Origin of the sequence: Arthrobacter globiformis, assembly GCF_030818015.1 — a bacterium.
Classification (GTDB): Bacteria; Actinomycetota; Actinomycetes; order Actinomycetales; family Micrococcaceae; genus Arthrobacter; species Arthrobacter globiformis_C.
In genome coordinates this window covers 4,229,133-4,245,991 of record NZ_JAUSZX010000001.1, presented here as the reverse complement: position 1 = coordinate 4,245,991, position 16,859 = coordinate 4,229,133, and the positions used below count along the sequence as shown (strand labels likewise).

Below are 16,859 nucleotides of genomic sequence, written 5' to 3'. Positions count from 1 at the left end.
GTCCGGCGTTGCGGTACTGCGCGACGCCATCGTCAACCGTTGCCGGGGGAGCCTGCATTCAGAGCAGCAAGCGCTTTCCCGTTTCCGTCTGCTGCTTAGTCTACTCCCTTGGTGCCTAGTATGTAACGTTTCAAAAATTGCTTGACCTTCAGGCTGTCGGCGGCTGATTATCATCAGGAACCGATGCGGAAGGAAAGCGATGAAGATTTTGCTGGCCGGAGATTCGACCGTGGCCAACTGCCCCACTTACGAGTACCCGATGAGCGGCTGGGGCGCGCATCTTGCCCCCGAGGTCTACTCGTGGGGTGCCGTCCACAACTTCGCCAAGGGCGGGGCGACCACCGAGTCCTTCCGGGAGGAGGGGTTGTGGCATGAACTTCTGCACCAGGCGGTCAGTGGCGACGTGGTGCTCATCCAGTTCGGCCACAACGACCAGAAGCGCGCGCACCTGGCCGCCCGGGGCGGCTATGCGGACAACCTGCGCCGGATGGTGGCGGAGGTGCGGGCCAAGGGGGCCACGCCCGTCCTCTGCACCTCGGTGGAGCGGCGGCATTTCAGCAATGGCGTCCTAGAGGAGACGCTGGGGGAGTATCCTGCGGTGGTCCGTGAACTGGGCGCCGAGCTCGGCCTCGATGTGGTGGACCTCAACTCCTGGACCCGCGCCCTGTATGCCGAGCTTGGCGAGGCGGGGTCCAGGGAGCTGTTCTTCCACTTTGGTCCCGGCGAGCACGCGCATTGGGCCGGCGGGCTGCTGGACGACACCCACTTCCATGAGCGGGGAGCCCGCCGGATCGCCGCGTTCGTGGCCGCCCGGCTCGAAGTGCTGGGCTTCAGGCCGGAACCGGACCTGCTGGGGGTCTTCTAGGCGGGCGCCATTGTCATCCGGGGAACGTCAGCGGCGGGGCCGTCAGTGAGGCGCCTCAGCACCTGCGGTGCTTTGCCTGACCACCAGCTCCGGCGTGAACACGACGGCGCGGTGCCGCGGGTGCTGTGCGTCCAGTTCCTCTGTCAGGAGTTCAATGGCGGTCCTGCCGATTGCGTCGGTGGGCTGGCGGATGGAGGAGAGCGGCACGACGGCGGACACGGCAAAGTCGATGTCGTCGTAGCCAATCAGGGCCACGTCATCCGGAATGCGCACGCCGTTCATCATGGTCAGCGACTGCATGACTCCGAGCGCCAGCAGGTCGTTGGCGCAGAAGATGCCGTCCGGCATGTCCCCGGAGCCCCGCTCCACGAGGCTGTTGCCCACGCCGCGCCCGGCGAGCACGGACTGGCCGTCGGAATCGAGCACCTCCAGCGCTGCTCCGTCCACCTCGGCTACGGCGCGGCGGGCGCCGATAAGGCGGTCGGAAACTTGGCGGATGGACAGCGGACCGCCCACGAAAGCCAACCTCCGGCGCCCGAGATCGAGGAGGTGCCGGGCGGCAAGGTAGCCACCGGCGTCGTCATCCACCGAGACGGAGCTGAATCGGTCCTCGTCGGCCAGCCGGTCCACCAGGACCGTGGGAACGCCGCGCTGCCGCAGGGCATCCAGCCTGTCGGCCACGTCCCCCACCGGAGAGATCAGCAGGCCCTGGACCCGTTGCTCCTGGAAGAGGTCGATGTAGTGCGATTCCCGGTTCGCGTCGTGGCCGCTGTCGCCCAGCAGTACGGCGCTGCCGTTCACGGCCGCAGCGTCCTCGGCGGCCCGGACCAGCGAGGTGAAGAATGGATTGCCGACGTCCAGGACCACGACGCCGATGGTCCGGCTGTGCCCTGCCCGCAGCTGCCGGGCGGCGTCGTTGCGGACGAAGCCGAGCTCGTCGATCGCCTGCAGCACCCTGTCCTTGGTGCGCTTGGAGACGCGGTCGGGATTGTTGAGGACATTGGAGACCGTTCCCACCGCAACCTGCGCGTGGTTGGCGACGTCCTTGATGCTGGCTGCCCGCGACATTCTGGTGATCCTCCGAAAGATCGATTTGCCCGTCCGGGTGAGAACGCTTGACACCCTTCTTCAACCCAGCGTACTTTGAATCGTACCAATGAAACGATTCAACGACTGGGAATATTCAAAGCCGCGCGAATTGGGTTCCGCTTTCTTCCGCCGCAACCGAAACGTCGACAGGAGTACAACATGAGGGTTTGCTTCCGATCCTCCGTCCAGCCGGAGCTGTTGGGGGAGTACCGCCGTCGCCACGCTGGCGTCTGGCCGGAGATGCTGGTCGCGCTCAAGGACGCGGGCTGGAACAACTACTCGCTGTTCCTGGACGACGACGGGCTGCTGATCGGTTACCTCGAATGCGACGACTTTGACGCCGTGCGGGCCCGGATGGCCCTCACGGATGTCAACGCCCGCTGGCAGGCGGAAATGGCCACGCTCTTCCGGGACAGCGATGTTCCGCCCGACGAGGGCTTCCGGGTCCTCGATGAGGTGTTCAACCTCGACGGGCAGTTGGCCGCGGCCGCCGGCAGCAACGCTGACGCCACCGCCAAGCACTGAGTCTTCCAAGCACTGTCACTGCCAAACACTGACGAAAGAAAGATCATGAACAACACAGCATCGGCACTGGGCCGGCTTTCGGAGCTTGCGATTGAGGTTCCGTCATGGGCCTACGGCAACTCGGGCACAAGGTTCAAGGTGTTCGGCACGCCCGGTACCCCGCGCACCGTCCAGGAGAAACTGGCGGATGCGGCCAAGGTCCACGAGCTCACCGGCCTGGCGCCCACCGTGGCGCTGCACATTCCGTGGGACAAGGTGGATGACTACGCGGCCCTGAAGGAGTATGCGGCCGGCCTCGGTGTGGGGCTGGGCACGATCAACTCGAACACCTTCCAGGATGACGAGTACAAGTTCGGCTCGCTGACGTCATCGGACGACGCCGTCCGGCGCCGCGCGATCGACCACCACTTTGAGTGCATCGACATCATGCACGCCACCGGGTCGAAGGACCTGAAGATCTGGCTTGCGGACGGCACGAACTATCCGGGCCAGGATGACATGCGCGGCCGCCAGGACCGGCTGGCCGAGTCCCTGCAGGAGATCTACGTCCGCCTGGGCGAGGACCAGCGCCTGGTGCTGGAGTACAAGTTCTTCGAGCCGGCTTTCTACCACACGGACGTTCCGGACTGGGGCACCTCGTACGCGCAGACCCTGGCGCTGGGCGAGAAAGCCTTTGTCTGCCTGGACACCGGCCACCACGCGCCCGGCACCAACATCGAGTTCATCGTCATGCAGCTGCTGCGCCTGGGCAAGCTGGGCTCGTTCGACTTCAACTCGCGCTTCTACGCCGACGATGACCTGATCGTGGGCGCCGCGGACCCGTTCCAGCTGTTCCGCATCATGCACGAGGTGATCCGCGGCGGCGGCTTCGGCAAGGATTCCGGTGTGGCGCTCATGCTGGACCAGTGCCACAACCTGGAGGAGAAGATCCCCGGCCAGATCCGCTCGGTGCTGAACGTCCAGGAGATGACTGCCCGGGCCCTTCTCATCGATACGGCCGCTTTGGCGGAGGCCCAGCGCGCCGGGGACGTGCTGGCTGCGAATGCCGTGTTCAACGACGCCTTCTACACCGACGTCCGGCCGGTCCTGGCCGAGTGGCGTGAATCCCGCGGGCTGCCCGCGGACCCGCTGGCCGCCTACAAGGCCAGCGGCTACCAGAAGAAAATCAACGAGGACCGCGTGGGCGGCCAGCAATCCGGATGGGGCGCGTAAGGAAAATGGCACAGAACAAGACTGTTGAAGAACTGATTGCCCGCTCCAACCGCCTGGGCGCGGACAAGCGGAACACGAACTTCGCCGGCGGCAACACGTCCGCCAAGGGTACCGAGACGGACCCGGTCACCGGCGAGGACGTCCAGCTCCTCTGGGTGAAGGGCTCCGGCGGGGACCTGGGTACGCTGCAGGCGCAGAACCTCGCGGTCCTCCGACTGGACCGGCTGCAGGCGCTGAAGAACGTCTACCCCGGGCTGGAGCGCGAGGACGAGATGGTCGCGGCCTTCGATTACTGCCTGCACGGCAAGGGCGGCGCCGCCCCGTCCATCGATACCGCCATGCACGGGCTCGTGGACGCCGCGCATGTAGACCACCTGCACCCCGATTCGGGCATTGCCCTCGCCACGGCCGCCGAGGGCGAGGCGCTGACCGCGAAGATCTTCGGGGACAAGGTGGTCTGGGTGCCGTGGCGCCGGCCGGGTTTCCAGCTGGGCCTGGACATCGCCGCGATCAAGGACGCCAACCCGCAGGCCGTCGGCACCATTCTGGGCGGGCACGGCATCACCGCATGGGGCGCCACCAGTGAGGAAGCGGAGGCCAACTCGCTGTGGATCATCGCCGAGGCGGAGAAGTACATTGCGCAGAACGGCAAGGCCGAACCCTTCGGTGCGAAGCTGCCCGGCTACGCCCCGCTGGCGGAAACCGAACGCAAAGCGAAGGCCGCCGCGCTGGCACCGGTGATCCGCGGCCTGGCGTCCGCGGACAAGCCGCAGGTGGGCCACTTCAGCGACGACCCCGCCGTGCTGGAATTCCTGGAGAGTGCCGAGCACCACCGCCTGGGCGCGCTGGGCACGTCCTGCCCGGACCACTTCCTGCGCACCAAGGTCAAGCCGCTCATCCTGGACCTGCCCGCGGACGCCTCGATCGAGGACTCCGTGGCCCGGCTGAAGGAACTGCACGCCGCGTACCGGGAGGACTACCAGGCCTACTACGACCGCCACGCGGATGAAGACAGCCCGGCCCTGCGCGGTGCGGACCCGGTGATCGTCCTGGTTCCCGGTGTGGGCATGTTCTCCTACGGTGCCAACAAGCAGACGGCCCGCGTGGCCGGGGAGTTCTACCTGAACGCGATCAACGTGATGCGCGGCGCCGAGGCGATCTCCACCTACGCGCCGATCGATGAGGCCGAGAAGTTCCGGATCGAGTACTGGGCGCTGGAGGAAGCCAAGCTGGCCCGGATGCCCAAGCCCAAGTCCCACGCCACCCGCATCGCGCTGGTGACCGGCGCGGCCTCCGGTATCGGCAAGGCCATCGCCACCCGCCTCGCCGCGGAGGGCGCCTGCGTGGTCATCGCGGACCTGAACCTCGAAAACGCCCAGGCCGTCGCCGCCGAACTCGGCGGACCGGATGTCGCCGTCGGCGTCCAGGCGGACGTCACCAACGAGGCCCAGGTCGCCGCGGCCATCGATGCGGCCGTGCTGGCGTTCGGCGGCGTGGACCTGGTGGTCAACAACGCCGGCCTGTCCATCTCCAAGCCGCTGCTGGAAACCACCGAGAAGGACTGGGACCTGCAGCACAACGTCATGGCCAAGGGCTCCTTCCTGGTGGCCAAGGCCGCCGCGAAGGTCATGATCGAGCAGGGCCTGGGCGGGGACATCATCTACATCTCCTCCAAGAACTCCGTGTTCGCCGGCCCGAACAACATCGCCTACTCCGCCACCAAGGCCGACCAGGCCCACCAGGTCCGCCTGCTCGCCGCGGAACTGGGCGAGTACGGCATCCGCGTCAACGGCATCAACCCCGACGGCGTGGTCCGCGGCTCCGGGATCTTCGCCGGCGGCTGGGGCGCCAAGCGCGCCGCCGTCTACGGCGTGGACGAGGAGAAACTGGGCGAGTACTATGCCCAGCGCACCCTGCTCAAGCGCGAGGTCCTGCCCGAGCACGTCGCCAACGCCGCGGCCGTGCTCACCAGCAACGAACTCTCGCACACCACCGGCCTGCACATCCCCGTGGACGCCGGCGTCGCGGCAGCATTCCTCCGGTGAGGACCGCACCGGCACCCAGTGCAAAAGGAAGTGTCGACGGCGGCCTGTTCGCCGCCGTCGACATCGGCGCCTCCTCCGGTCGCGTCATCCTGGGACGGATCAGCACTGGATCAGGCACGCCTGGAGCTAACACCGCCGACGGCGGTCCGGCGCGGGCCACGCTCGACGTCGTGCACCGTTTCCCCAACGCCGTGGTGCAGTGCGACGGCGGCCTCCGCTGGGACTTCGACGCCCTCTTCGCCGAGGTGCTCACCGGCCTCGCTGCCGCCGGCACGGTGGCAGTTGAGCGGGGGGAAACCATCACCAGCATCGGCATCGACACCTGGGCGGTGGACTACGGACTGGTCAACAAGGACGGCGAACTCACCGCGCAGCCGTACAGCTACCGGGACGAACGCAGCCGCGCCGCCGTCGCCCGGGTGCACGGGAAACTGGACCCGGCACGGCTCTACGCCACCACGGGACTCCAGTTCCTGCAGTTCAACACGCTCTACCAGCTCGCCACCGAACCGGCTTTGGGCGGGCTGCAGGCCATGCTGATCCCCGACTTGATCGCGTTCCTGCTCACCGGGCAGCGCCGCACCGAGGCCACCAACGCCTCCACCACGGGGCTGTTCGACGCCGTCGCGGGGGATTGGGCCACCGAGCTGTTCGGGCCACTAGGCCTGCCCAAGGACCTGTTCCCGCCGCTGATCCAGCCCGGCGAAACCCTGGCGACCCTGCTCCCCTCCATCGTCGAGCGGACCGGGCTGCCCGCGGCAACGACGGTGGTGGCCGTAGGCTCCCACGACACCGCCTCGGCTGTCGCCGCCGTTCCCGCGGAGCAGGAGGACTTCGCCTACATTTCCTCCGGCACCTGGTCCCTCGTGGGCTTGGAACTGCACCACCCGGTGCTCACCGAGGCCAGCCGCGCGGCGAACTTCACCAATGAGCGCGGCGTGGACGGCACCACCCGATACCTGCGCAACGTCGGCGGCCTCTGGCTGCTCAGCGAATGCCAGCGCACCTGGGCCGAAGGCGGCTACCGGCCCGCGATCGGAGAGCTCCTCGACGCGGCCGCGGCGCTCCCGCCCGGCGGGCCGCGGATCAACCCCGACGACCCCGCCTTCATCGCCCCGGACAACATGCCGGACCGCATCCGCGCGGCAGCCCGCAACACCGGCGCCGTCCTTCCCGACGAGCCCGCAGCAATCGTCCGCTGCATCCTGGACAGCCTCGCCGCCGGGTACGCGCGCACCATCGCCGACGCCGAACGCCTCGCCGGTGCTGCCGTGGCCGTGGTGCACATCGTCGGCGGCGGCTCGCAGAACGGGCTGCTGTGCCAGCTCACGGCACAGGCCACCGGCAAACCCGTCATCGCCGGCCCGGTTGAGGCCACGGCCCTCGGCAACGTGCTGGTCCAGGCCCGCGCGGCAGGTGTGGCCACCGGCGGTTTGCCGCAACTTCGCTCGATCGTCGGTGCAGGAACGAGCCTGCGCCGCTACGAACCCCTCGACCTGATTTCAAACACCGCCAAGAATTAAACACCTTGGGAGTACTTGAAACGTATCAAAACTGCCAGTGCGAACGCGGCTGCCCGGCGCCAACGGCGTCGCGGCGCGATGATCGGCGGACCACTGGGCGACCGCTACGGCCGCAAGTTCATCTACACCTACGACCTCATCCTGTACATGATCGGCACAGCCCTGGTGATTTTTGCCGTGGCCCCCTGGATGCTCATCGTTGGCGTGATCCTCACAGGGATCGCAGTGGGAGCCGGCGTGCCCGTCGCCTGGACCTACATCGCGGAAGAGGCGCCCTCTGAACAGCGGGCACGGCACGTGGGCACCGCCCAGTTTGCGTGGTCGCTCGCACCGGCACTGGTCTTCCTCCTTGCCACCGTCGTCGTTCCGCTGGGGTTGCTGGGGAGCCGCCTGGTCTTCGCGCACCTGTTCGTCATTGCTTTCATCACCTGGTGGATCCGCCGCCGGCTTTCGGAGTCCCACACCTGGAAGAAGTCGAACGAAGCGCGTCTGCTGGAGGAGGCATCAGGCGTCAAGCGCCGCAACTACCGTGAGTTGCTGACCAACGCCACCAACCTGAAGGCCCTTCTTTTCCTCGTGGGTGTTTACGCCCTCTGGAACCTGGTTGCCGGGCAGATGGGCATATTCATGCCGCGGGTCTACGAGTCGTCCGGGGTTGAATCGTCCGCTGAGCAGAATCTGCTGCAGGTGCTGCTGTGGACGCTTACCGTCCTGGCGACGTACTTCGGCTTCATGAAGTACGGCGACCGCATTGACCGCCGCCTGCTGTACGGGATCGGCGCCGTGCTGGGCCTTGCCGCCTGGGTCCTGCTGGTCTTTGTTCACGTCACGATGCCGGTACTGATTCTCTTCGCGGCACTCTGGGGCATCTCGGCCGGCATCGGCGCCCAGGCCTTCTACGCCCTGTGGGCAGCCGAAATGTTCGCGACCCGCTACCGGGCCAGCGCGCAGGGTGTGCTCTTTTTCGTTGCCCGCATTGTTGTCGGGCTGCTGAGCTACTGGTTCCCGACGCTGCTGGCCGAGCGCGGCGTCCCCTTTGTCGGCCTCATCATGATCGGGGCTTTGGTGGCAGCCATGGTCGTCGGGATTATCTGGGCGCCGGACACCCGGGGCAAGAGCCTGGAACAGATCGAGCAGGAACGCTACGGCGAGCCTGCGAAGCAGCCGGTGGAGCAAACCACAGCCTAATCAATCGCCAGACCAGCGCGAACGGACACTTGTGGCCCTTGTGAAACGCTTCCCAAGGGCCACAAGTGTCCGTTCGCGTTGCCGCCGATTTGCGGTGGCGCGTGGTCCGAATGTGACGCAGTCGATTTGGCGATCCATCAGTGCGGGCTTATTGTCGTTCCCATGACTAACCGTTGGTATGCGTATTTTTCGTTGGCTCTGGAGGGGCCCGCGTCTAACTGACACGCATCCAACTTTCCTTCAGAGCCAACAGGGCAGAGATCATTCTCTGCCCTTCGCCATATCTACGGCGGGTTCTGATCAGGGGCCCGCTCCCACCCGGAACAGGACCCCCGAAAATGAGCGCAACAGCCACCGAAACCCACCAGCAGACGCCGAAACGCCCGTCGACGTCGAACCTGAGGGTCAGTGAGATCACCGCCCTGCCCACGCCCCAGGAGATGATTGCGGAACTGCCGCTGGACGCGAAGGCGGCCGACGTCGTCGAACGCGGCCGCGACGAAGTCCGCGCCATCATGGACGGCGTGGACGACCGCCTGCTGGTGATCGTCGGTCCGTGCTCGATCCACGACCCCAAGGCCGGCCTGGAATACGCCCGCCGGCTGGTCAGCCAGGCCGAGAAGCACAAGGAAGACCTGCTCATCGTCCTGCGGGCCTACTTCGAAAAGCCCCGCACCACGGTCGGCTGGAAGGGCCTCATCAACGATCCGCACCTGGACGGCAGCCACGACATCGCCGGCGGCCTGCGTGCGGCCCGCAGCTTCCTGCAGCAGGTCACCGCCCTGGGGCTCCCCACCGCCACCGAGTTCCTCGAGCCCATCAGCCCGCAGTACATGGCCGACCTCATTTCCTGGGGCGCCATCGGCGCGCGGACCACGGAAAGCCAGATCCATCGCCAGCTCGCCTCCGGCCTCTCCATGCCCATCGGCTTCAAGAACGGGACCGACGGCGACCTCCAGGTGGCGGTGGACGCGTGCGGCGCTGCCGCCGCAGCCCAGGCCTTCCTCGGGATCGACGGCGACGGCCGCGCCGCGCTGGTGTCCACTGCGGGCAACCCGGACACCCACTTGATCCTCCGCGGCGGCCGCAAGGGCCCCAACTACTCGGCCGCCGACGTCGAGGCAGCCTCCGCCAAGCTCGCCGCCAAGAACCTCAACCCGCGGCTGATCGTGGACGCCAGCCACGCCAACAGCGGCAAGAGCCACCACCGCCAGGCCGAGGTGGCACTCGAGATCGGCGCCCAGCTCGAGGACGCGGGAACGGCCGCAGGAGCGATCGCCGGCGTCATGCTGGAGAGCTTCCTGGTGGGCGGCGCGCAGAACCTCGACGTGGCCGAACACGCCGCCGGACGCTCGGACCTGGTCTACGGCCAGAGCGTGACGGATGCCTGCATGGAGTGGGATGTGACGGCTTCCGTCCTCGAACAGCTGGCGGCGTCGTCCCGGAAGCGGCGGGCTTTCACTATGGCCACGTGAGCATCTAGAGTAACTAGAACACGGTTGTTCGATGGCTCAGCATCGGCGCACACCGCAGATTGACCGGCGTCGTTGCTGAGAGCAAAGGAATATGGGTAATGTCCGCAGAGTCGAACTTCTCGAACGCCAAGTTCTTGACCGTGGCCGAGGTGGCTGAGGTAATGCGTGTCTCCAAAATGACCGTATACCGCCTTGTCCACTCGGGGGAGATGCCCGCCGTCAGGTTCGGCCGCTCCTACCGCGTACCGGAGACCGCCGTCGAACAGTACCTCAAGGGTGCTGTCGTGGACGGTCATACGGGTACCGCCTAACGGGACCCGACTGACCGCACCGATCCCGTGGTTGCTGCAGCCGCCTTGGGGGCCGCTGCACGCCACGGGGCCGTGCTGGTCAGGGGATGCTCCGGATAAGCGGTACCCTGTTAAGGAACGTTTTACGTCATTGTAAGAATCTGTCAGTTGTTCAGTCTGTTGCTCAGTCCACGGACCTTCTCCACCAGACAGGTACTGCATCTAGTTTGTAAGGAACTTACGTGGGTTCAGTTATTAAGAAGCGTCGCAAGCGTATGGCCAAGAAGAAGCACCGCAAGTTGCTTCGTAAGACCCGCCACCAGCGCCGTAACAAGAAGTAGAGCTCGCTCTACGCTTCAATGCCCGTCCCCTTTCGAGGGTGCGGGCATTTTTGCGTTGTTGCGACACTCTGGACACGGAATGTGCATCAGGACGCGCAAACGGTATGGGGACACGCGCATTCGGGTGTCCGGGGGGATTTTTTGTGTCACCGGGCGGGAAGTGTGTCCTCGGGGGAGGGAGGGGTCAGGCGCGGGGGCCTCGGAAGCGGGTGTAACCTCGCCACAGGCCGTAAACTGCTCCTCCTGCTGTGGCTGCCTTGAGGCCCAGGGTGGCGGCCCGGCGGCCTGAGCGGAAGTCATAGACCGGCCAGTTGTGTTCGCGGGCGTGCTTGCGCAGGCGGGCGTCCGGGTTGATCGCCACGGGGTGGCCCACCATCGTCAGCAGCGGGATGTCGTTGTAGGAGTCGCTGTACGCCCAGCAGCGCTTCAGGTCCAGTCCGTGGTGGTCCGCGATGCCCTGGACCGCCACCGCCTTGGCGGCGCCATGCAGGATATCGCCGACGAGCCTGCCCGTGTAGAAGCCGTCCTTGGTCTCGCCCACGGTCCCCAAGGCGCCGGTGAGCCCCAACCGCGTGGAAATCACCGTAGCGACCTCGATCGGCGTCGCCGTGACGAGCCAGACCTTCCGGCCCACACGCAGGTGCTGCTCGGCCAGGGCCTTGGCGCCGGGCCAGATCCGCGAGGCGATCATCTCGTCGTAGACTTCTTCGCCCAGTGCCTTGATGTCCTCCTCCGTGATGCCGGCGGCGAGCCGCAGCGCGGAATCCCGGACGGCGTGGACGTCATTGAGGTTCTCGCCCCGGAGCACGAACTTGAGCTGCTTCCACGCCATGCCCGCCGCCTGCGCAATTGTGAAGGCTCCGCGCTGGTGCATTTTCCTGGCCACGTGGAACAGGCTGGCGCCGCGCATGAGGGTATTGTCGACGTCGAAGAAGGCTGCCTCGCCGTGTTGCTGCTTCGCAACCGGACGGTGGGTCACAGCGACGTACTTCTCCTCGGGCATGCCACTGAGTCTAGTCAATGCAGTACGCCACACCTGACGGCCGCCGCGTCGCCCGGCGCCGGGAACGGCGATACGGTGGAAGCATGGCAAACCCCGACGTCGTTCTCCTTACCAAAGCTGACTGTCACCTTTGCGCCGCGGCGCGCGACGCCGTCGGGCGGGTGACTGCCGGGCTGGGACTTTCGTGGTCGGAGCGGCAGTTGGAGGCCGACGACGAGCTGCGCGACCGCTACGCCGAGGAGATCCCGGTGGTGCTGGTGGACGGCATCCAGCGCGACTTCTGGAAGATCGACGAGGCACGCCTGGAGCGTGTCCTGCGCCGAGCCATCGCGGGGGATTAGCTAATTTCGAACAATGGCATTGGCTTTGTTGACATAACTGATGGGGATCTAGAGTGGACTCACAACGCGACGCAACGGAGCAGATAGTGACTTCGCTCGATTCACCACCCCAGGCCCTGCCCGGGACCGCCGGGGCTGCCGGAAAGCAGATCCCGCCGGCGGCCGTGGCCCGGCTGACGATCTACCTGCGCGCCCTGAACTCCCTGCTGGCCGAAGGCACCGAGCGGGTCTCCTCCGAATCGCTGGCTGAACTTTCGGGGGTCAGCTCCTCAACCCTCCGCAAGGACCTGTCCCACGTGGGCTCTTACGGCACCCGCGGCGTGGGGTACGAGGTGCAGTACCTGAGCCGCCACATAGCCGCCGCGCTTGGGCTGACGCATGACTGGAAAGTCGCGATTGTCGGCGCCGGCAACCTGGGCAAGGCGCTGGCCCGCTACGGCGGCTTCGAATCCAGGGGTTTTGACGTGGTTGCCATCTTCGACGCCGACCAGATGGTGGTGGGCAACGAGGTGGGCTGGCTGCGGGTCAGCGACGTTGCGGACCTGGAGACGGTCCTGGAACGGACCGGCACCAACATGGTGGTGCTGGCGCTGCCGGCCGCCGTGGCCCAAAGCGTGTGCGATCGCGTGGTGAACGCCGGAGTGCGCAGCATCCTCAGCTTTGCGCCGGTGATGCTCCAGGTGCCCGACGGCGTGACGCTGAGGAAGGTGGACATGGCCACCGAGCTGCAGATCCTGGCCTACCACGCGCAACGGGCGCAGACCCCCGGCCAGCCGGAGTAACTCCGGCGTTCCAGGAATCCGCGCCCGTTGGCGGGAAAGTTTGTTTGCTCCCGATGCCTGGCGCTTGCGCTTTACAGGCAGCGCCCCTTGGCTAGCGGCCGTAGGGGCCGCCCGGCTGCGAGTACGGGTTGGCAAACGGCTGCGGCTTCTGGAAGTACGGTGCCGCCCCCGGGAGGTACAGCATCACGATAGCGGCGATTCCGAGGAAGCCCACCAGGGTGTTCAGGCCCAGCGGGAAGAGGGTGAACACGGAGAGCGCTGCAAAGACCGTGCCCAGGATGCGGGCCCAGTTCTTGCCCTTGCGGACGTTGAAGGCCACCAGTGCGTAGAGTCCGGCGCCGATTAGGGCAAAGACCACCATGGTTCCGATGATGAAGCCCTTGACGTCCTCGAACGCGATGTTCTGGCCGCTGCCGCGCAGCTGCTCCTCGAAAGTGCTCCGCATGGCCGGGTCATCCAAGGTGGGGATGGCGATCAGAACGGACAGGATGGACAGGACGCCTGCGGCGATGATCATCCAGAAGGAATAGTTCACGAGCTTCGGAACGCCGGCGCCGGTTGCTGCCTGGGCCTGTTCGGACGGGTACTGCCCGTAGGGGCTCTGGCCGTACGGGGACTGTCCGTACTGCGGTTGTTCGGCCTGTCCGCCTTGGCCGTACTGGGGTGTGTTCTGGCCGTACTGCGGCGCGCCTTGTCCGGCCTGTGCGCCTTGGCCGTACTGGGGTGTGTTCTGGCCGTACTGCGGCGCGCCTTGTCCGGCCTGTCCGCCTTGGCCGTACTGGGGCGCGTTCTGGCCGTACTGCGGCGCGCCTTGCCCGGTCTGTCCGCCTTGGCCGTACTGGGGCGCGTTCTGGCCGTACTGGGGTGCGTTCTGCCCGTACTGGGGCGCGTCCTGGCCGTAGCGGGGCTGCCCGTTGCCTGGCTGGGTACCGTTGTCGGGCTCGTTGGAGCCGGGGTCGTTGGAGTGCGGGACTGGAGGATTGCTCATGAGCGGTCCTTTGCGTAGTGACGTCTGAATCGGCTACCGGTTCAGACGCCTGCCCTCCCCAGCATGGTTCATTCCCACCGTACCCCTCAGCGGGTGTGCGGTGGATCATTCCGGAGAGGTATTCCAAAGCCTTGCCAACCTGCGGAAACGCTGCCAGGCAGGGAAATTGTCCGGCCATGAAATCAGTGTCCCTGCCGGGCGCCGGTCAGAGGCGGCCCCGTCCGGCAGCGAACCAGTTCTGCGAGTTGGGCACCCACATCAGCGCCGTGGCCACCAGGCTGACCAGGAAGCCCAGCCAGTTCCCGTCCTGGCCCGCGGGGAAACTGGAGCTGATGATGGCCAGCAGCAGTGACACCCCGGCCACGATGGTCAGAGCCAGCCGCGCCCACTCCTTGCCTTCCTTCAGCTTCAGGGCCAGGACAATCTCCGCGGCAGCCACAGCCAGGGCCACGAGGACGAGCAGGAACACGAGAATGGCCACGCCCGGGATGATCGCGAAGAGCACCAGCACGCCGAAAATGCCGATCACACCGCCCAGCAGCCCTAGCAGGCCGCCGATCACCCAGATCCAGTAGGACACCCTGAGCTCCGTGGGCAGACCCGTCACGTCGAAGAGGCCGGAGAAGCCGCCGCGTGGCAGAACCTCGCTAAAGTTCCGCGGCCGGTCTGCCGGCATTTCGAAGGCGAACCGGCCACCACCGGCGGGCGGCTGCTGACCCGGAAACTGCTGTCCCGGCGCCGGCTGGCCCGGCTGGTCCGGCTGCTGACCGAGGAACTGCTGTTCCGGCGTCGGCTGTCCCGGCGGGGTCGGGTACGGCTGGTCGGGTTGCTGACCGAGGAACTGCTGTTCCGGCGTCGGCTGTCCCGGCGGGGTCGGGTACGGCTGGTCGGGTTGCTGACCTGAGAACTGCTGGCCCGGCGTCGGGCGTCCCGGTTCTTGGCCGGGGAACTGCTGTTCCGGCGTCGGACGTTCGCTGCCGGACGGCGGCACGGCCCCGGAATCACGGGGCTCCGGTTCATCGCTGGGGGTGCTCATGGGACTCACTTTAAACCCGGGATTTTGCCAATTCCAGAAGGACTGAACGCCAAACGCCCCGCCTGCGGAAAGTCCGCGGACGGGGCGTTTGGGTTCCAGCAATCGTGGCTGCCGGACCTGCGTGAAACCTAGGCTGCAGGTGCGATGAAGGCCAGTTCAAGGTTGATGGCAACCTTGTCGCTGACCAGGACACCGCCGGCTTCCAGCACGGCGTTCCAGGTCAGGCCGAAGTCCTTGCGGCTGATGGTGGTCTCGGCGGAAACACCGGCGCGGGTGTTGCCGAAGGGGTCCACTGCAACGCCGTTGAATTCGGTCTCGAGGGAGACGGGGCGGGTGACGCCCTTGATGGTCAGGTCGCCCTGGAGCTCGTAGCTGTCACCGTTGGCAACGAGGCCGTTGGAGACGAAGGAGATCTCAGGGAACTTCTCGACGTCGAAGAAGTCCTCGCCGCGGACGTGGCCGTCGCGGTTGGCGTCGCCGCTGTCGAAACTGGCGGTCTGGATGGTGGCCTCGACCTTGCTGGCCGTGACGTCGTCGGCGAGGTTCAGGGTAGCGGCGGCGTCCTTGAACTGGCCGCGGACCTTGCTGATGCCGGCGTGGCGGACGGTGAAGGCGATCTCGCTGTGGGAGTTGTCGAGGGTCCAGGTGCCGCGGGTGAGCTCGGTGGAAAGTGCCATGGTGGTTCTCCTTGTATCAAGTGGTCGGACTGGTGATCGTTGAAGCTTTTGTTGAAGTCTCAACTAACTGCTGCATCCAGTATAAACATGCATTTGCATCTTTTATTCCACCGGCCGGGAACTTTCTGAAAAATCTTTGAGTTCTACTTGGTGTAGAAGATTTCGTCATTACCCCTGCCCTTTGAGAAACTGGTAGACATGCCCCAAGCCACTGTCCATTTGCTCCGCCACGGCGAGGTCCACAACCCTGAAGGTGTCCTGTACGGCAGGCTGCCTGAATTCCACCTCTCCGAACTTGGCCGGCAGATGGCGCAGACGCTCGCCGAGCACTTCCGCGAACGCGTCTCCCGGGGCGCCAACATCGTGTACCTGGTGGCGTCGCCGCTCACCCGTGCCCAGGAAACCGCCCAGCCCACTGCGGAAGCGCTGGGACTGGACATCCACACCGACAGCCGCATCATCGAGGCGGAAAACCACTTCGAAGGGCTGAAGGTCACCAAGGCCGAGCTGCGCAAACCCAAGCACTGGCCGCACCTGATCAACCCCTTCCGGCCGTCCTGGGGCGAGCCCTATAAGCGGCAGGCGGCCCGTGTGACCGAAGCCGTGCAGGAAGCCCGCGCCAGGGCCATCGAGCTGGGCGGAGACGGTGCCGAAGCCATTCTGGTCTGCCACCAGCTTCCGATTTGGGCCACCCGGCTCAGCGCGGAGGGCAAGCCCCTCTGGCACGATCCGCGGAAACGCGAATGCACCCTGACCTCCCTCACCTCCCTGGTTTTCGGCGACGACGGCACCCTGCTGCGCGTGGAGTACAGCGAACCCGCCGCCGCCCTTCTTCCCGGTGCCTCGAGCACCCCCGGAGCCTAGTTATGACTGAAACACCCAAGAGTTCCCGCCGCAGCGTCCTCGCCGCCGGCGGCCTGGCCCTGACAGCGATCACGCTGGGCCTGTCCGCCTGCGCCCAGGAGGACGCCCTGGCCAAGCAGGCCAAGGCCGGGGACAACAAGAACTACGTGGCCGGTGACGGCTCGGTGACCGAGTTCGCCGCAGCGGAACGCAAGTCCGGCATCCAGATCCAGGGCACCCTGTTTGACGGCACCTCCGTGACGCCCAAGGACTTCCTGGGCAAGGTCACCGTCCTGAACTTCTGGTTCGCAGCCTGCGCGCCCTGCCGGGTGGAGGCGCCGTCCCTGGAAGCCCTGCACCAGGAGTTCAAGAGCAAGGGCGTGCAGTTCTTCGGTGTGAACCTGCGTGATGAGAAGGCCACGGCTGACGCCTTCGACAAGACTTTCGGCCTCACTTACCCGAGCTTCGACGACAAGGACGGCAGCGTGCTGCTGACGGTGTCCGGTCTGGTGCCCCCGGGCGCCGTTCCCACGACGCTCGTGGTGGACAAGCAGGGCCGGGTGGCGTCGCGTGTGCTGGGGGAGATCGAGAAGGGCACGCTCAAAGCTCTCATCCAGTCTGCCGTGGCAGAGTAAC

18 protein-coding genes are annotated in these 16,859 nt (G+C 66.2%); 13 read left to right on the top strand and 5 right to left on the bottom strand.

What is annotated here, in order from left to right:
- Positions 1-199 precede the first annotated feature (199 nt).
- Positions 200-865, top strand: coding sequence for a rhamnogalacturonan acetylesterase (locus QFZ23_RS19915; RefSeq protein ID WP_306925610.1), 666 nt, complete (start codon positions 200-202; stop codon positions 863-865).
- 42 nt (positions 866-907) lie between these two features.
- Here the strand turns inward: QFZ23_RS19915 and QFZ23_RS19910 are convergent, their stop codons facing one another.
- A complete protein-coding gene (locus QFZ23_RS19910; RefSeq protein ID WP_306925608.1) occupies positions 908-1,933 on the bottom strand; it encodes a LacI family DNA-binding transcriptional regulator in 1,026 nt (341 codons plus the stop codon).
- 180 nt (positions 1,934-2,113) lie between these two features.
- On the opposite strand from QFZ23_RS19910, the gene QFZ23_RS19905 reads away from it, so the two are divergent.
- The 8 genes from QFZ23_RS19905 (at position 2,114) to QFZ23_RS19870 (ending at position 10,553) form a co-directional block, all read left to right on the top strand.
- Positions 2,114-2,479 (top strand): L-rhamnose mutarotase, encoded by a 366-nt coding sequence (locus QFZ23_RS19905; RefSeq protein ID WP_306925607.1) that lies wholly within the window; start codon positions 2,114-2,116, stop codon positions 2,477-2,479.
- 45 nt (positions 2,480-2,524) lie between these two features.
- A complete protein-coding gene (rhaI, locus tag QFZ23_RS19900) occupies positions 2,525-3,691 on the top strand; it encodes an L-rhamnose isomerase (protein WP_306925605.1) in 1,167 nt (388 codons plus the stop codon).
- 5 nt (positions 3,692-3,696) lie between these two features.
- The gene (locus QFZ23_RS19895) at positions 3,697-5,736 is read left to right on the top strand and encodes a bifunctional aldolase/short-chain dehydrogenase (protein ID WP_306925603.1); all 2,040 of its coding nucleotides are present in this window, start codon (positions 3,697-3,699) and stop codon (positions 5,734-5,736) included.
- On the top strand, positions 5,733-7,259 hold the full coding sequence (locus QFZ23_RS19890; protein WP_306925601.1) for a rhamnulokinase: 1,527 nt from the start codon (positions 5,733-5,735) through the stop codon (positions 7,257-7,259). The genes QFZ23_RS19895 and QFZ23_RS19890 overlap by 4 nt, the downstream gene beginning before the upstream one ends.
- 15 nt (positions 7,260-7,274) lie before the next feature.
- Complete coding sequence (locus QFZ23_RS19885; protein WP_306925599.1) at positions 7,275-8,447, top strand: MFS transporter; 1,173 nt, start codon at positions 7,275-7,277, stop codon at positions 8,445-8,447.
- 338 nt (positions 8,448-8,785) lie between these two features.
- The gene (locus QFZ23_RS19880; RefSeq protein ID WP_306925597.1) at positions 8,786-9,922 is read left to right on the top strand and encodes a 3-deoxy-7-phosphoheptulonate synthase; all 1,137 of its coding nucleotides are present in this window, start codon (positions 8,786-8,788) and stop codon (positions 9,920-9,922) included.
- A 98-nt stretch (positions 9,923-10,020) separates the two neighbouring features.
- A complete protein-coding gene (locus QFZ23_RS19875; RefSeq protein WP_003797758.1) occupies positions 10,021-10,233 on the top strand; it encodes a helix-turn-helix domain-containing protein in 213 nt (70 codons plus the stop codon).
- Between the two features lie 221 nt (positions 10,234-10,454).
- The gene (locus QFZ23_RS19870; protein WP_003792170.1) at positions 10,455-10,553 is read left to right on the top strand and encodes a 30S ribosomal protein bS22; all 99 of its coding nucleotides are present in this window, start codon (positions 10,455-10,457) and stop codon (positions 10,551-10,553) included.
- Positions 10,554-10,737: 184 nt separating this feature from the next.
- Here QFZ23_RS19870 and QFZ23_RS19865 read toward each other — a convergent pair whose 3' ends face one another.
- Positions 10,738-11,556, bottom strand: coding sequence for an HAD family hydrolase (locus QFZ23_RS19865; RefSeq protein WP_306925594.1), 819 nt, complete (start codon positions 11,554-11,556; stop codon positions 10,738-10,740).
- 83 nt (positions 11,557-11,639) lie between these two features.
- Between QFZ23_RS19865 and QFZ23_RS19860 the strand changes: the two genes are divergently transcribed.
- Together QFZ23_RS19860 and QFZ23_RS19855 are read left to right on the top strand one after the other, a co-directional pair.
- Complete coding sequence (locus tag QFZ23_RS19860; protein ID WP_306925592.1) at positions 11,640-11,897, top strand: glutaredoxin family protein; 258 nt, start codon at positions 11,640-11,642, stop codon at positions 11,895-11,897.
- A gap of 86 nt (positions 11,898-11,983) precedes the next feature.
- Entirely contained in the window at positions 11,984-12,679 is a 696-nt protein-coding gene (locus QFZ23_RS19855; protein ID WP_306925590.1) for a redox-sensing transcriptional repressor Rex, read from the top strand.
- A gap of 91 nt (positions 12,680-12,770) precedes the next feature.
- On the opposite strand, the gene QFZ23_RS19850 is transcribed toward QFZ23_RS19855, so the two are convergent.
- From QFZ23_RS19850 to QFZ23_RS19840, 3 genes are all read right to left on the bottom strand, one after another.
- Positions 12,771-13,667, bottom strand: a complete 897-nt coding sequence (locus tag QFZ23_RS19850; RefSeq protein WP_306925588.1) for a hypothetical protein — start codon at positions 13,665-13,667, stop codon at positions 12,771-12,773.
- 205 nt (positions 13,668-13,872) lie between these two features.
- Positions 13,873-14,703 carry a hypothetical protein gene (locus QFZ23_RS19845; RefSeq protein WP_306925587.1) on the bottom strand — a complete coding sequence of 277 codons (831 nt, stop codon included), beginning with the start codon at positions 14,701-14,703 and terminating at the stop codon, positions 13,873-13,875.
- Between the two features lie 128 nt (positions 14,704-14,831).
- Entirely contained in the window at positions 14,832-15,380 is a 549-nt protein-coding gene (locus QFZ23_RS19840) for a YceI family protein (protein WP_306925585.1), read from the bottom strand.
- Positions 15,381-15,578: 198 nt separating this feature from the next.
- Here QFZ23_RS19840 and QFZ23_RS19835 point away from each other — a divergent pair, with 198 nt between their 5' ends.
- Both QFZ23_RS19835 and QFZ23_RS19830 read left to right on the top strand, forming a co-directional pair.
- On the top strand, positions 15,579-16,244 hold the full coding sequence (locus QFZ23_RS19835; protein WP_306925583.1) for a histidine phosphatase family protein: 666 nt from the start codon (positions 15,579-15,581) through the stop codon (positions 16,242-16,244).
- A 2-nt stretch (positions 16,245-16,246) separates the two neighbouring features.
- Positions 16,247-16,858: a TlpA family protein disulfide reductase gene (locus QFZ23_RS19830; protein WP_306925581.1), complete on the top strand. Its 612-nt coding sequence runs from the start codon at positions 16,247-16,249 to the stop codon at positions 16,856-16,858.
- The last annotated feature ends 1 nt before the right edge of the window (position 16,859 follow it).

What these genes read in the sequence shown, in the direction of transcription:
- QFZ23_RS19905 (WP_306925607.1), top strand. Translation starts at nt 2,114, where the DNA reads ATGAGGGTTTGCTTCCGATCCTCCGTCCAGCCGGAGCTGTTGGGGGAG.
- QFZ23_RS19895 (WP_306925603.1), top strand. Translation starts at nt 3,697, where the DNA reads ATGGCACAGAACAAGACTGTTGAAGAACTGATTGCCCGCTCCAACCGC.
- QFZ23_RS19835 (WP_306925583.1), top strand. Translation starts at nt 15,579, where the DNA reads ATGCCCCAAGCCACTGTCCATTTGCTCCGCCACGGCGAGGTCCACAAC.
- QFZ23_RS19840 (WP_306925585.1), bottom strand. Translation starts at nt 15,380, where the DNA reads ATGGCACTTTCCACCGAGCTCACCCGCGGCACCTGGACCCTCGACAAC.
- QFZ23_RS19880 (WP_306925597.1), top strand. Translation starts at nt 8,786, where the DNA reads ATGAGCGCAACAGCCACCGAAACCCACCAGCAGACGCCGAAACGCCCG.
- QFZ23_RS19865 (WP_306925594.1), bottom strand. Translation starts at nt 11,556, where the DNA reads ATGCCCGAGGAGAAGTACGTCGCTGTGACCCACCGTCCGGTTGCGAAG.
- QFZ23_RS19860 (WP_306925592.1), top strand. Translation starts at nt 11,640, where the DNA reads ATGGCAAACCCCGACGTCGTTCTCCTTACCAAAGCTGACTGTCACCTT.
- QFZ23_RS19875 (WP_003797758.1), top strand. Translation starts at nt 10,021, where the DNA reads ATGTCCGCAGAGTCGAACTTCTCGAACGCCAAGTTCTTGACCGTGGCC.
- rhaI (WP_306925605.1), top strand. Translation starts at nt 2,525, where the DNA reads ATGAACAACACAGCATCGGCACTGGGCCGGCTTTCGGAGCTTGCGATT.
- QFZ23_RS19830 (WP_306925581.1), top strand. Translation starts at nt 16,247, where the DNA reads ATGACTGAAACACCCAAGAGTTCCCGCCGCAGCGTCCTCGCCGCCGGC.
- QFZ23_RS19910 (WP_306925608.1), bottom strand. Translation starts at nt 1,933, where the DNA reads ATGTCGCGGGCAGCCAGCATCAAGGACGTCGCCAACCACGCGCAGGTT.
- QFZ23_RS19845 (WP_306925587.1), bottom strand. Translation starts at nt 14,703, where the DNA reads ATGAGCACCCCCAGCGATGAACCGGAGCCCCGTGATTCCGGGGCCGTG.
- QFZ23_RS19915 (WP_306925610.1), top strand. Translation starts at nt 200, where the DNA reads ATGAAGATTTTGCTGGCCGGAGATTCGACCGTGGCCAACTGCCCCACT.
- QFZ23_RS19850 (WP_306925588.1), bottom strand. Translation starts at nt 13,667, where the DNA reads ATGAGCAATCCTCCAGTCCCGCACTCCAACGACCCCGGCTCCAACGAG.